At 43.6% G+C, this 13,542-nt stretch carries 13 protein-coding genes and 1 pseudogene; 6 read left to right on the forward strand and 8 right to left on the reverse strand.

Features of this window, described 5'->3' with window-relative positions; genetic code table 11:
* Positions 1-2: 2 nt before the first annotated feature.
* Positions 3-566, forward strand: coding sequence for a LysR substrate-binding domain-containing protein (locus tag F0229_RS01760; RefSeq protein ID WP_253820958.1), 564 nt, complete (start codon positions 3-5; stop codon positions 564-566).
* Positions 567-866: 300 nt separating this feature from the next.
* Here F0229_RS01760 and F0229_RS01765 read toward each other — a convergent pair whose 3' ends face one another.
* The gene (locus F0229_RS01765; protein WP_017065908.1) at positions 867-2,678 is read right to left on the reverse strand and encodes a PLP-dependent transferase; all 1,812 of its coding nucleotides are present in this window, start codon (positions 2,676-2,678) and stop codon (positions 867-869) included.
* A 142-nt stretch (positions 2,679-2,820) separates the two neighbouring features.
* Here F0229_RS01765 and F0229_RS01770 point away from each other — a divergent pair, with 142 nt between their 5' ends.
* Positions 2,821-3,276 carry an Lrp/AsnC family transcriptional regulator gene (locus tag F0229_RS01770; RefSeq protein WP_017059083.1) on the forward strand — a complete coding sequence of 152 codons (456 nt, stop codon included), beginning with the start codon at positions 2,821-2,823 and terminating at the stop codon, positions 3,274-3,276.
* A gap of 11 nt (positions 3,277-3,287) precedes the next feature.
* Here F0229_RS01770 and F0229_RS01775 read toward each other — a convergent pair whose 3' ends face one another.
* Positions 3,288-3,914 (reverse strand): type II secretion system protein, encoded by a 627-nt coding sequence (locus tag F0229_RS01775; RefSeq protein WP_171732112.1) that lies wholly within the window; start codon positions 3,912-3,914, stop codon positions 3,288-3,290.
* Positions 3,915-4,322: 408 nt separating this feature from the next.
* On the opposite strand from F0229_RS01775, the gene F0229_RS01780 reads away from it, so the two are divergent.
* From F0229_RS01780 to F0229_RS01790, 3 genes and pseudogenes are all read left to right on the forward strand, one after another.
* Positions 4,323-5,231, forward strand: a complete 909-nt coding sequence (locus F0229_RS01780; RefSeq protein ID WP_017059076.1) for a dienelactone hydrolase family protein — start codon at positions 4,323-4,325, stop codon at positions 5,229-5,231.
* A gap of 331 nt (positions 5,232-5,562) precedes the next feature.
* Positions 5,563-6,366, forward strand: a pseudogene (locus F0229_RS01785) (MetQ/NlpA family ABC transporter substrate-binding protein).
* Positions 6,367-6,563: 197 nt separating this feature from the next.
* On the forward strand, positions 6,564-7,244 hold the full coding sequence (locus F0229_RS01790; RefSeq protein ID WP_171732113.1) for a haloacid dehalogenase type II: 681 nt from the start codon (positions 6,564-6,566) through the stop codon (positions 7,242-7,244).
* 184 nt (positions 7,245-7,428) lie between these two features.
* On the opposite strand, the gene F0229_RS01795 is transcribed toward F0229_RS01790, so the two are convergent.
* The 3 genes from F0229_RS01795 to F0229_RS01805 form a co-directional block, all read right to left on the reverse strand.
* Entirely contained in the window at positions 7,429-7,797 is a 369-nt protein-coding gene (locus tag F0229_RS01795) for a hypothetical protein (protein ID WP_171732114.1), read from the reverse strand.
* A gap of 15 nt (positions 7,798-7,812) precedes the next feature.
* Positions 7,813-8,685: a patatin-like phospholipase family protein gene (locus F0229_RS01800; protein WP_017070388.1), complete on the reverse strand. Its 873-nt coding sequence runs from the start codon at positions 8,683-8,685 to the stop codon at positions 7,813-7,815.
* Positions 8,686-8,768: 83 nt separating this feature from the next.
* Complete coding sequence (locus F0229_RS01805) at positions 8,769-9,107, reverse strand: hypothetical protein (protein WP_017059071.1); 339 nt, start codon at positions 9,105-9,107, stop codon at positions 8,769-8,771.
* Positions 9,108-9,424: 317 nt separating this feature from the next.
* Between F0229_RS01805 and F0229_RS01810 the strand changes: the two genes are divergently transcribed.
* Positions 9,425-10,933: a DUF3360 domain-containing protein gene (locus tag F0229_RS01810; RefSeq protein WP_171732115.1), complete on the forward strand. Its 1,509-nt coding sequence runs from the start codon at positions 9,425-9,427 to the stop codon at positions 10,931-10,933.
* Between the two features lie 96 nt (positions 10,934-11,029).
* On the opposite strand, the gene F0229_RS01815 is transcribed toward F0229_RS01810, so the two are convergent.
* The 3 genes from F0229_RS01815 to F0229_RS01825 form a co-directional block, all read right to left on the reverse strand.
* Entirely contained in the window at positions 11,030-12,172 is a 1,143-nt protein-coding gene (locus tag F0229_RS01815; RefSeq protein WP_171732116.1) for an MFS transporter, read from the reverse strand.
* A gap of 45 nt (positions 12,173-12,217) precedes the next feature.
* Positions 12,218-12,949: a GTPase gene (locus F0229_RS01820; protein ID WP_065583531.1), complete on the reverse strand. Its 732-nt coding sequence runs from the start codon at positions 12,947-12,949 to the stop codon at positions 12,218-12,220.
* 75 nt (positions 12,950-13,024) lie between these two features.
* Positions 13,025-13,168, reverse strand: a complete 144-nt coding sequence (locus F0229_RS01825; protein WP_157938615.1) for a hypothetical protein — start codon at positions 13,166-13,168, stop codon at positions 13,025-13,027.
* Positions 13,169-13,542 lie beyond the last annotated feature (374 nt).

Genomic DNA, 13,542 nt, shown 5'->3' on the forward strand with positions numbered 1-13,542 from the left:
AATTGTTTGTCACTTCAGGAAGAGGCATCGCGCCTACGCCAAAGGCGGGAGAACTTATTGAAAAAGCCAGAGAAATCGTAATAGCGATGCAAGCCTTCGCAAGCTCACAACAATACAACCCACTAATAGATGATAAAGTTTTTTCCATCGCGGCTAACGACTATGAAATAGAAACCGTTATAAAACCTATGTTTCATGCTTTCCAGAAAGCAGCGCCGATGAGTTCGCTGCACATAGCTCCAGCCAGAACTCAACTTCAGTGGGCTTCATTACTTAGGTCTGGCGATGTAGATTTTGTTTTGTCACCTGAACTAATGAGTAACGAGTCGGATTTAATTCAAACTAAGTTGTTTTCTGACCAAGAGGTCTGTTTTTACAATCCTCAAAAGCAAACACCGCCAACAACGATAGAGCAATATTGTTCCAAACCTCACGCCATCATGTCTTTTGAGCATTCTCACCAAACCGAGATAGACACAATACTTAAAAAACGAGGAGTGAAGAGAAAAATCGTGGCTAGTGCGCCGAGTTTTGGGGCGATAGCGTCTTTAATTAAAGGACCCTAGCCAACGTTAATTGCAGCTTCATTGAGTGGAAAAAGTGCTCAACATCAGTGTTGTCCAAAAAACTACTTTTTCCACTCATATTTGCCTTATGTTATAAGAAATGAATTACCCATATTCTACGAGTTAAAGGCTATTAGGTGATTCATCGATGCATTTTTCTAAGATTTATTCTAGATTGGTTTATGTTATTACTCGAAAACCAAAAGGCCTCGTACATGCGAGGCCTTACGTTTTTCATTTAACGTTTACAGCTAACCTACTTCGCTGACTTCTCTTGTTAGCTTTCCTTACTGACCTAAGTTACTGACTCAGCTGACTGAACTTCGGCAAGCTTTTCACAAACTTCTGGTGTACATCCATATAAGTTTGCATATAGATTTCATCGATATTGTCACCACTCGGGAAGCTGGATGAGAAATCTACGTGGTTGCGGTCAATCGACAATTTAGCCGCCTCGACAATATGAGCAATGAACATTCGAGGATCTTCCAAGCCGATAGAGATACGCATTGTCGTCGGTTTGATACCGGCTTCATTGAGCGCTTCATCACTGAGTTCTGAGTGCGTAGTCAGTGCTGGACACAGCGCCACTGTATTGGTTTGCCCTAAACTTACTTGCATGCCGATAGCGGGCTCAAGCATGTCGAAGAACTGTTTGAAGCCATCTCGATTGATTGGCGCACGGTCGCCATTGCCTTCCATATCGATAGTGAAAAGCGCCGCTGGTAGCCCCAAGTACATGTTGTTCTGGCAGTGTTCATAGTTATCACTATCTGGCAAAGCAGGACACGACACATTGATGTCAGGGTGAGCATCAAAGATCTTTGCCAGAGTCAGGGTGTTAATCGTTTTCTGCACCACTCGCATCTCATACGTTTTCATACCATTGAGCACTTCAAACGCTTTATCTGCATCTAGGAATGCACCCTTAATGTAGTACACATTCCAAAACAGCGTTTCGTTCCATAGGATTTTGGCCTCATCACCGTTGGGCTTGGTGAAAGTGACCTCCTCTCCTTTTGGCACAAACATAGTCTCATTGCGACCAATCACAACCCCAGCAGTTGTGGTGCCAGAACCCGCCAGTTCTTTGGTGTAGGAGTGAATCACATAATCTGGTCTTTCCATCACATCGTCACGTTTTAGTACTGGGTGCAACAATGGTGTACCCACTGTTGAGTCAACAATCACATCCCAACCACGAGAGTGACCAGCTTTACTGATGCTAGCAACATCCAACACGTATCCATGCGGGTTACACGGTGACTCTAGGTAAACGTAGATTTTCTTACCTGCAGCGATGCGATCTGCGTATTTATCGGCAACCTCATCTAGGCGAGTCGCAAACTCATCACCTGAGTAACCATCCACCCACTCCACCGCGACATTTAGGTTAGACGGTTTCCCAAACCAATCTTCCAACAACTGGTAAGAACCGCCGTAGATATTACGTGAAGCTAAGACTATATCTTCATGCCCGAGCAAATGGCTCAACAACCCATCAATAGCCGCCATACCCGAGTTAAAGTTCCATGCGAGGTATTCGTTGGCTCTAGAGCCTGCCTCGATATCAACCATATGGTTAGCCAGTGAAATCGATGTAGGGTTAAGCAGTCGAGAATATATATCGTGCAACGGCTCTTTACCGTTAAACGCATCTTCAATCCATTCTGTACACGCAAACAAATAGGTCGCGGTACGTGTAATCACAGGGCTTGCAGAAAATATAGCAGCGACATTATCGAAAATTGGATACGCACCTTTAGACGCAAAATTACCATTATTGGTGGCAATAGACTGGTAAGTGGCGCGCATTGGGTTTTGCAGATTATCGAGGATCTTAGCTATCTGGAATGACAAGAAGCGTTTGGCGTTAAACCAAGCGATTCGGTCACTCTTGTCGAGTTCTGAAAGTCCATCAACCGTCAGTGCCCAAAGGTCGTGTGTCTTGGTATTGGCTTTGTACAGCGTCGTCGCCAGTTCGATAAGCGTGACGCCGTAATCACTGTTTGGGTCGATACCAAAATGTTTTGCTTGCTCAATCGCAAGGGCTTCTGCTTGTTCGTGTTTGGTCGTTTTACGCAGCGGGCTAAGTTGAGTTGAAGTATTCATAATTCCTAAGTCATTCCATGCTTGTTGTTCCTCCTTTAATTTTAGTTTTGGGCAGATGTTAAAAATTGCTATTTGCGAAGTAAGACATACACTTTGAGCAATAATATTGCCAAACTAAACTCAATATTGATGGAATATGCTAATGGATGAGATCGACAAGAAAATACTGGCTGAACTGCAAAACAACGCTCGGCTGTCTAATCAAGAGTTGGCCGATCGAGTGGCACTGTCGCCCTCTCCTTGCTTACGCCGAGTTCGAGCATTAGAGAAACAAGGGATAATTCGTGGTTACCACGCCAGTGTCGACCAAGAAGCGTGTGGCCTGCCAGTCAATGTGTTTGTGTTGGTGAAACTTGAAAAGCCGACAGAAGAGAACATGCGAGACTTTGAGCAGCACATTGAAGTGATTGACGAGGTGTTAGAGTGTTTTCTGATGACGGGCAATCACGACTACCTATTGCATGTAGTCAGTGAATCGCTAAAAAGCTACGAGCAGTTCATCCGTAAACAACTAACTCGCCTGCCTAATATTGCTTCTATTGAATCCAGCTTCGCCTTCGGTCAGGTAAAAACTAAGACCAAGTTGCCAGTGAGGTAATTAGAAACGACTTAATTTGTCTGTGCTGAAGGCATTGGATAATCATCTCCAATCATACAGATAAGAGCGCCACCAAAAGCTTTTTCGTAACGTATTTTTCCTGTCGCATCTGAGCTTTCTATACTCGAACTGCCGTCCACAATCTTATTAATTTCTTGTGCGACTTTTGTTGGTACCAACCAGATACAAGCTGCAACAGAGCAAGTGGATGATGACGATTCGCAACCTGTCTCGGAGCTTCCTCTTATCCAAAGACTATCCTTTTCCTTAAGCAGTAATTGCGTTGCTATGTAATCTGGGTGGTCGATGTACTGATCGCCACCTATCCATGTATCATCATAAGGTAGGTACGGCCCTTTCCATGTGGATAAGCCCGGATTTGCAATTAAGTGATTGATGTTTAAGTAGCCGAAGTTCGTATCGGTATCAGAAGCAATAGGAGGCAGAGAGCCATTATCACGAGAATATTGCTCAGCGGCATCCAAAACAGTATTCAGTTGGCCGATTAGAAATTTTGCCTCGTCGACACGGGACATACGGTTCCCGAACTGGTTGTAGATAAAAAAAGCGGCAATGAGCATCAGTAAGCCAAACGTTACAAGTTTCCATTTTTTTATCTGACGCAGAAGTTTCAACATCTATTTTATCTCTCATCAAGAAGGTTCTGATAACGCTAAGGTCGTCCCTATGAGAAAGATTATACCAGAGTAAAATCAAGCTTTTTGCATTGAAACTTACTTGTCCATGTCTGCGGAAAATACGCCTAGCTCTAATGTGCCCAACTTCGATTTAGAGCCTCCCTAAAAACAAACAATCATCACACCCGACTTCACTGACTTAACCCTCAAATCAACCTTGTATTGAATTGCTCCGTAAAACAAACCAAAGCGATGGAAATCGATTCGAAGTGATCGTTTTATCGGACTGTCATCTAATTTTTGTACTTTGATATAACAAATAGCTCAAAAGTTGTTGAGCGATCGTTCAATTATATCAAATTTTCCACTATAGTTGATTGGTCAAACAACTCACAACAAGGAAAAGTTATGAATCCAAATACCGAATCTCAATCAACGCCGACTCGATCTATCCCTCAAGAAGCATTTGATTGGTACGACGAATATGCACACGGCCTGATTGATCGCAGAGAGTTTATGGCTCGTCTATCTGGGCTAGCTGTACTTGGCTTAACCATGACGACGCTAACTTCTGCACTGATTCCTAATTATGCGCAGGCAGAGCAAGTCTCTTTCAATGACCCTTCCATCAAAGCAACCTACGAGAAGTTTCCTTCACCTAAAGGACACGGCGAAGGCTATGGTTACTTGGTTGTACCCAAAGAGTTAGAGGGCAATGCGCCTGTTGTATTGGTCATTCATGAAAATAGAGGCCTCAATCCATACATAAAGGATGTGGCAAGACGACTCGCAGCGGCGGGGTTTATTGCGTTTGCACCTGATGCACTCTATTCGCTTGGCGGGTATCCAGGTAATGATGATGAAGGTCGAACGATGCAGAAGTCGCTATCAAAAGAGAAAATCGAAGAAGACTTTATCGCAGCGGCAAACTTCTTGAAGTCCCATGAAAAAAGTAACGGTAAGCTAGGCGCAGTCGGTTTCTGCTTCGGTGGCTATATCGTGAATATGTTGGCCGCTGTCATGCCAGAGCAACTCGATGCAGGCGTTCCATTTTATGGTACTCCTGCCGCACCAGATTTAAGAAAAAATGTAAAAGGCCCCTTGCTCATCCAATTTGCGGGAATCGATAAACGCGTGAATGCGACTTGGCCAGATTATGAAGCCGAACTCAAAGAGAACGAAGCAGACTACACAGCTTACATCTATGACGGCGTGAACCATGGCTTCCATAACGATTCAACTGGCCGCTATGCTGAAGAAGAAGCAGAGTTAGCTTGGAAACGTACACTTGAGTTCTTTAACCAAAAGCTTTCTTAATAGTTAGCTTTACTGAACCCGTTTTCTTTAGATTCCGAGTGACTGCCCTATTCCCTACAAAACCCAAAAGGCCTCGCACTCGCGAGGCCTTTGTTGGTCGGTAATCAGTTCCTCCCTTTTCCCATTACCAACAATAGGTTTGAGATGTAAACCAAGGGGGTTAGAAGGGGATTGTCGGTCGAGTCTCACGTACAGAAGCCTCGTTGATTCACTGACTTAACCGCTCATCAATGTAACTTCGCTTCAAACAAACCTATTGACCCGATCGCGCAAATAGATAATATAGATAGCTAGACGTCTACATGTCTTTTATTTATTAAATGGAGTTATCATGAACAGCTACAAAAAAATCACAGCATCCCTGTTGGCATTAGCTTTCGTATTCGGTGTAACAGGATGTGGAAAAAAAGACGAGGCTGTCATCAAGATTGGGGCGACAGTTGGCCCACATGCACAAGTTGTACAAACTGTTGCCAAAGAAGCAGCAAAGCAAGGGATAAACATTGAACTCGTCGAGTTCTCAGACTATATCACCCCTAACGCAGCATTAGATGATGGAAGTATCCAACTGAACAGTTACCAGCATCAGCCATTCCTCGATAACTTTAATGCCAATCACGATAGCCAGTTAGTTTCTATCGGACGTTCAATTTTGATGCGTATGGGCGTTTACTCGAACAAGTACACTTCGCTTGATTCTATTCCCGAAAACGCTCGAATCGCGATTCCAAACGATCCAACGAATGGCGGGCGTGGACTATTACTGCTTGAAGATGCAGGGCTGATCTCATTAAAAGACAACGCTGGTTTCAACGCGTCTTTAAACGATATTGTTAGCAACCCGAAGAACATTCGATTTGTTGAAGTGGATGCCGCGCAGCTACCCCGCTCTCTTGACGATGTAGATGCTGCTGCAATCACCATGAACTATGTAATGTCGGCTGGACTCGACCCTAAGAAACAAGGCATTTACTTAGAGAAAAAAGACGCACCTTTAGCAGTGATGGTTGTTGCGGCGTGAGAAGAAGACAAAAATAATGAAACGTATAAAAAGATTATCTCAATTTACCACTCACAAGAGATCAATGACTTTTTAGACAGCACTTTCAAAGGCACCATCGAAGCCGCAAATTAAGCTAAATCGTTTCAGATTTGGCGTTGCATGATACTCATAAAGCAACGCCAGATTTGAGTTGGCGGGTTGTCGTTGACGCATTCCAGCTTCTTTTCAAATTAGAGAGCAAAGCTTTAGTTACTTGAATGGAGGTTGAAAACCATATCGTCAGAGCAGATTATGTAAGCATAAAATTCAATTAAATCTGGGGGCTTTGCATGAAAAAAGAAGTGATACTTTTTGATATAAACGAAACGGTTTTAAATTTGGAGTCATTACAGCCTAAATTTAAAGCGGTGTTTGGAAAGGAGGATGCATTATCACTTTGGTTTTCAAAGCTTTTACACTCTTCAACGGTTTGCATCGCAACAAACGTAAAATCTACTTTTTCTGAATTAGCGAATGCAGCGCTCAACGCTATTGCACAACGGTACAAGTGTGATTTAACGGCGGAAAGCAAAGGTGCCTTGTTAACTTCTTTTGCCAATCTACCACCGCACACAGATATCAAAGCGTCTTTGCTCAAATTGCGCGAGAACGGGTTTAAAACCGTCGCTTTTTCCAACTCATCCCTCGATCTCATCACTTCTCAAATCAAGAACTCAGGCTTAGAAGATTATTTCGACACCGTCATTTCCGTTGAAGAAACAGGCAGTTTCAAACCCAATTCAGATGTGTATAACTTTGCAGCCGAAACTTTAAAAGAGCCTGTCGAAAACCTTCGTCTTGTCGCTACTCATGATTGGGACACTCATGGTGCGCTATCCGCTGGCTTACAAGCAGCCTATATAGACCGAACAGGAGTTGAGTATCATTCCTTGTATTTGAAACCGGAGATTAGCTCAAAGACGATGAATGGTGTGGTGGAACAAATAATTAAGCACAATTTAGACAAGTAAAATCTCAAGAGACTTTTCTACTCCTGATTCGATACAACCACCCTGTAGTGGTCAACAAATTCCGGACACTGACTTAACCGCTTTGATCAACCTTGTGTTGAACTGCTCTGGTTATAGAGACGCTGTCGGTTACCTAAAAACTGCAGTTACCTAGCAACAAATATAAGCTAGCAACAAATATAAGCTAGAAACTACTGTAAGAATGAGGAACGCGTTTGTCTTCATCCCAGCCTGATAGCTCAATATTGATCAATGATTTGCGCTGCTCATTACACAGTGAAGCGATATTGATGATAGGCAGTTGACTACGAAACTGCGCAGTAAGTATGACCTTTTTACTTTCACTCAGGCTGTTTCGGCATTGCGCCAAAATCGCTTCAGTATCGAGTTGATGTGCGTTCTCGATAATTTGGATATCAGCATTCTCTTGATAGCAATCTATCAACCAAGATACAGCAGGCTCTTCTATGCTGGTGAGCACGATGACATCTTTTGTTGTGACCAATTCTTTGAGTTCAGATAGTTTGAGTTCAGTTTCCATAGTTACCCTCATTCAGCAGCAAATACATTAAAGTCGATTGCCCAGTTTAGCCTGTGCTAAGTGGTAGCCTCTGTCGATCATCTCTTGTGAGCGATCAAACTCTAGGGTGCCACAAGCATTGCGTGGGATCTCAAGCGTGATATCGGCGGGGTAAGCGGCCAACTTTTGGCGAGCAATGGTCGATTGCATCGCATCAAATGCTTGGTTGGCAATATCGTAAAAAGCAAAGTTGAAGCTCATTTTGCTTTTTACACTGCTACCGAGGTTATCGATAAAATGCACAACCTTCTCATGCAGGTTGCTCTCTTTTGTCGGCAGGGAAACCGGTATCACTTCCTGTTTAACCATTTCAGGTTCACCACCTAAATTCACAGCCAGTGTAAAGTCTGTATTATCACCAAAGGTAGGCGCAATCGGTACGGGATTAAGAACGCCGCCATCAATCAGCACTTCTCCATTGATAACGTGAGGGGTCAAGAACAGTGGCAAAGAGATAGAGGCGCGAATGGCATCAAACAGAGAACCTGATTGCAGCCAAACCTCTTTTTCATCGGCGACGTTAGCGGCAACTGCGGTATAAGGGATGGGCAGATCTTCAATTGAAATCTCGCCGATCAGTCCACGCAGAGTGTCGATGATCTTGTCCCCTTTGAACATACCACTCGACTGCCATGAAAAGTCCAACAACATCGCCATATCACCTTGGTCGATACTGGTGACCCACTCTTCAAATTCATCCAACTTGCCCGCAGCGTAGACACCACCGATAAGTGCGCCAATTGAACAGCCAGAAATGGATTTTATCTGATAGCCATGCTCAATTAACCAGCGGATGACTCCAACGTGAACCAAGCCTCTTGCGCCACCACTGCCAAGTACCAATGAGATCGTTTTTGCCATCATATTAATCCTTTAGTTTTAAATTCTAGGTGGGCTAACTCGCCGATTTACCAATTCGCCGATCTCAACTCACTGAATCACTCTCAGTCCATACGGGTAATGAAGGTTTGCTCGTCATCGACAAAAGCCACGTAGTCGCCGTGATAGATAAAAACCCGACCACGCCCTTCAACGATACACGCAAGCTGTGGGTTCAAATCTTCTTCAATATCTCTACTTTGAAAAGTGCCGGTATCGGTGATCACACCGCGGAGTTTAGGCAAAAATCCATAACTGCGTTTGGCTTGATCAATCAGGCTCAACTCGCTGGCGGTAGAAAAGCAAGCTGGGATTGGGCCTGCATCTTCGATAAACATAGTTTTCAGTTCTTCAAAGGCTGTAATTACCAGCCAGTCGATGCCATTTACGTGATGGATAAACATTGTTTATAAATACCTAGTTTCTCGATAACTCTAATGCGGAGATTCTATCACTATCAAGTGCAGAACGTGGGAGAAATTAAGGGACTACAAATAACCAGACACATACTATCTACAGGGTCTAATACTCGTCGTCCGACTCTACGACTAATGTCTAACCGACTGAGTCTATTTGTTTTTTTGGGTTTGGTATAAGGTACTAACAACTAAATGTTAATGAGTTTTTAATTATAAGTTGACGCATTGTTTGCACTTCATACCGTGAGTCAACAACGTTTGTTGGAATAACACACCTAAGAGTGTGAACGAAAGGAATCAAAATGAGCACTACTTTAGAGTCCGCACATATAAAAACTGAGAAGCCTCAAGCCAATGAGGATGAAGTCACCTATGAACAACAACATAAACCAAGCTCAGAGTTTGAGTCCCGAGAACAGTATCTAGAACACGAATTGCAAATCATGTCGCCTAAGCGCTGGCGTCCAAATTTGCCGTTTAAAGATTATCGATTTGAGATAGAAGACACCATCCCAGCGATGGCGGCGACCATTGGTAAAGTGGTTATGGTGGGCGCTATTGCAGCCACCTTTGCTGGGGCTCTCGGATTAAATGAAGACTTCATTCTAGAAAACGTTCGTTATGAACTCCTCATCGCCTCTGTTTTCATTATTATTTTCTCTGGCTTTTTATTGCCGACTGCAAACCTCGCAGGGACCCACGGCCCACTTATCCCTTTGATTCCGATTGTGGTTGCAGCAGGTGGACACCCGATGGCGTTTGGCCTGTTGATTGGCGCTTTTGGCCTCATCTTAGCCATCAGTAAAGGTGGCAGCATGTTGGCCAACCTCACCAGTAAAGGCGTGTGTGGCGGCTTATTGCTCTACCTCGGCTTTGTTGGAACCGCCTCTCAAGTGAAAAAGCTTTTCGCTTGGGCTGAAGGAATCGGTATGAGCCACATTGCTTTTGTCGTGATCTTTTGCACCATTATTTTGTACGCATTATTGGAACATTTCCGTAAGCGTTGGCTAGCTGTCCCTCTTAGCTGCTTGCTAGGCGGTACGATTGCATTTGCCATGGGTGCCCCATTCGCTTTCCACACTGAGCCAGGCTTACCTAACATGAACCCTATGTATTGGTGGGGAGAAGATACAGGCTGGATGCTTGGCTTACCGACGATTGAACACTTCATGGTGGTATTGCCGTTTGCGATTCTAGCCGTGGCGATGTGGTCGCCAGATTTCTTAGGCCATCAAGTATTCCAAAAGATCAGCTACCCAGAGCGTACCGAAAAAGTACATATGAACATCGACGACACCATGACCACGGCTTCAATTCGTCAAACGTTCGGTTCTCTGCTCGGTGGTACTAACTTTACATCTTCATGGGGTACTTACATCGTACCCGCGGCGATAGCTAAACGCCCTATTCCTGCTGGCGCGCTGCTCACAGCTCTGTTCTGTATCATCGCCGCAGTTTGGGGTTACCCGATGGATTTAGCTATCTGGCAACCTGTACTGTGTGTGGCGCTGATTGTTGGGGTATTTGTGCCATTGCTAGAAGCTGGAATGGAAATGACGCGTGAAGGAAAAACCACACAGTCGGCAGCGATTGTTGTATTTTCTTCAGCGCTCGTTAACCCTGCATTTGGTTGGGCTCTCACCATGCTGTTGGACAACTTAGGCTTAGTCGGTTGTAAAGAACGTAGTAGTGAACTGAGTAAAATGAGCCGCTGGGTATTGCCTGGCATTATGTTTATTGTGCTAAGTGGTGTAATGGCGCTGGTTGGCCTTCTACCGGGCATACCAGCGATTATCCCGAGTTTTCGTTAAGCTCGATTAATATTTAGTTTTAGTAAGAACGCAAAAAGGCCTCGCAATCGCGAGGCCTTGTTTTATCTATCAAACCAGTGAGATAAATGAGTGTCGCTATTGTTTCTGTAGCTTATCGAATCCATTAATTCGCTGATGAAGCTGCGTTCCCATAGTCAACGAAACCAACAGACTAATCAAAGCAATCACTGCTCCAGAAACAAACACCCATTGATAACCAGACATCCAGATGATTCCCAACAGAAATGGTAGGAACACCGCTGCAATATGGTTGATGGTGAATGACAAACTCGCCGTTGAAGCCACTTCATCTTCCCGAATTGTCTTTTTAAAGTAGGTGTTCAAAGCGATCGCAAAACTAAAAATGATACTGTCGACAACATACAACCCCGCTGCCGCATAATGATCATCCACAAATGCGTAAGATAGGAACACCAACACTAACGCGGCATACTCAATGATCAAAGCTAGCCTCTCTCCGACTCGGTCGATAAATCTCCCAACATAAGGTAGAGCAAGAGTTGCTGCTAAGCTGGATACCATAAATAAAGCGGCCATCATCGCAATCGTATAATGGAACTTTGTCACCATAAGTAAGCCAGCAAATGCCACAAAGATCTGTCTTCTTGCTCCACTCAAAAAGGTAAGAATGTAATAGGTCGTGTATTCACGTCGGACAATGAGTTTAGTGTGTTGTTTAACCTCTGTATGAGTATTTTTAAACGTGACCAAGTACATCGCTAGCCAGAAACATATTGCTCCACAAGTAAAGAAAATGGCCTTATCTGAAACGTCAAAAAGATAGCTCGCGACCATAATGCATAGAAAAGTCACCATCGAGAAGAATGAGGCGGCAGAGCGAATCTTTCCCATTGATTCACTAAAGTTCTCAGTCGCTAACAACTGTGTTGAGAGTGATTTGTTCACCGCTTCTAAATAATGGAAACCAATAGACATGATCGTCGTGCTGAAATAGAAGCCATAAATCGAAGGCAGATACCCCGTCACGGCAACGCCTAGCCCTAATATTGCAACCGACAGTACAGCGACTCTTTGTTCTGAAGCGATGAACAACAGAAACAAAACGGTAAATGAGAGCAAGCCTGGGATTTCCCTGACACTCTGCAATACACCCACATCAGCCCCGGTCATACCAACAGTGTCGACAGCGAAGTTATTCATCACGACTCGCCATCCAGTATTCGCTATCACTGACGCGATAGCGATGATAACCAACATCGCGAATGAGCTCCGCGATGTTAAAAGCCTAAGCCAGAGAGTCATTTAAACCGCCGATTCTAAAAGAAAATCATGAATATGATCGCGCATGAATAAAGCCATCGAAGAGAGGTCTTCCCATGTTTCTTTATTCGTGTGGGTAATGCACTCAACAAAAACTTTGCTTAAGTGTGGCTCAGCATGTAACCAACGACTGACATATTTCCCGGTGTAACACACATGCTGCATTTCATCTTCTAAGATTTTTTGAATCGTTGGACGCATTTGTTTCATGTAATCATCGTCAGACTCATCGATGATCGCCAAATGCAGTAACAGTAAACGCCATGAACGTATTTCAATAGAGTGAACCCTAAACAGGAATGTCTTAAGCTCATCGTCAAAGTTCATGACTTTATCTAACTCATATTGAACTTCATGTTCATGCGTTTCTGTCTCGTACCCAGTAAAAGGGATAAGGCTGGCAAACAACGTAGAATGATTCATCTCATCGTTATAATGACGCAACATAAGCGGCCTTAATTCATCATCTGCATACCGCTCTGCGATCATTCGTAACCTTGCCGCACCTTTAGCCTCATCGATTGCATTGTGTAAAAGGTAGTAAGCCATCATCTTTTTATTTTGAAAAATAGTTCGAGCCAAACCATTCATCATCTCAGAAGTGAAAGACAAATCAGATACTAAATATTTCTCAATGCAATCCTTGTATTCTTTTGAAAGACTCACACCTTGGGTGTCAAATAAACTATAGAGACTGTTTTGTATATTATTCATAAACCATTCCTTTCCTCAGCACACATCTTCAATAAGACACTCTCTCGAGTGCCTTATTAAGAGGGAGCAAGCTAATTAGCGAGACTCTTTTTTGTGGTGTTCTGACGGGGCTGGATTCGGTTCAAAAGCAGCATTTGAGCGTACCAGTCTTGGAGGTTGGCTAGAGATATCTTGCTTCTTAAGTTTTAACGATAAAGCCGCTATTAGTTTTCCGTTCATATTCAGATCCTCAAAAATAATGGTATGTTCTGAGCTTGGTAACGATATGCAACTAAGACAAAGAACACAGAGACAATACAACTCGTTAACAAATTGTTACACGATCATTTTTAGAATGTTATTTTTTGGGATTGATAAGTATTCAGGGAGCTTTTACTTCTTTGATAAATTCATTGGAGATTATTATTTGTCGCTGACGATGATGTACAAATCAGGTCTGTGCCAGTTGGATTGAATAATAAGTAAAACAAAGTCACAGACTTGTCGCAGTTAATGAAATTCCGTGGAACGGTTCAATTAAACCCAAACCTCCCCCCTCTAGCTCCCCCTCAAATGGAGTTCACCGATCTCATTAGATATACGTCCGAGGGGGA

This window comes from Vibrio sp. AIC-3 (assembly GCF_013114515.1).
Lineage (GTDB): Bacteria > Pseudomonadota > Gammaproteobacteria > Enterobacterales > Vibrionaceae > Vibrio > Vibrio crassostreae_C.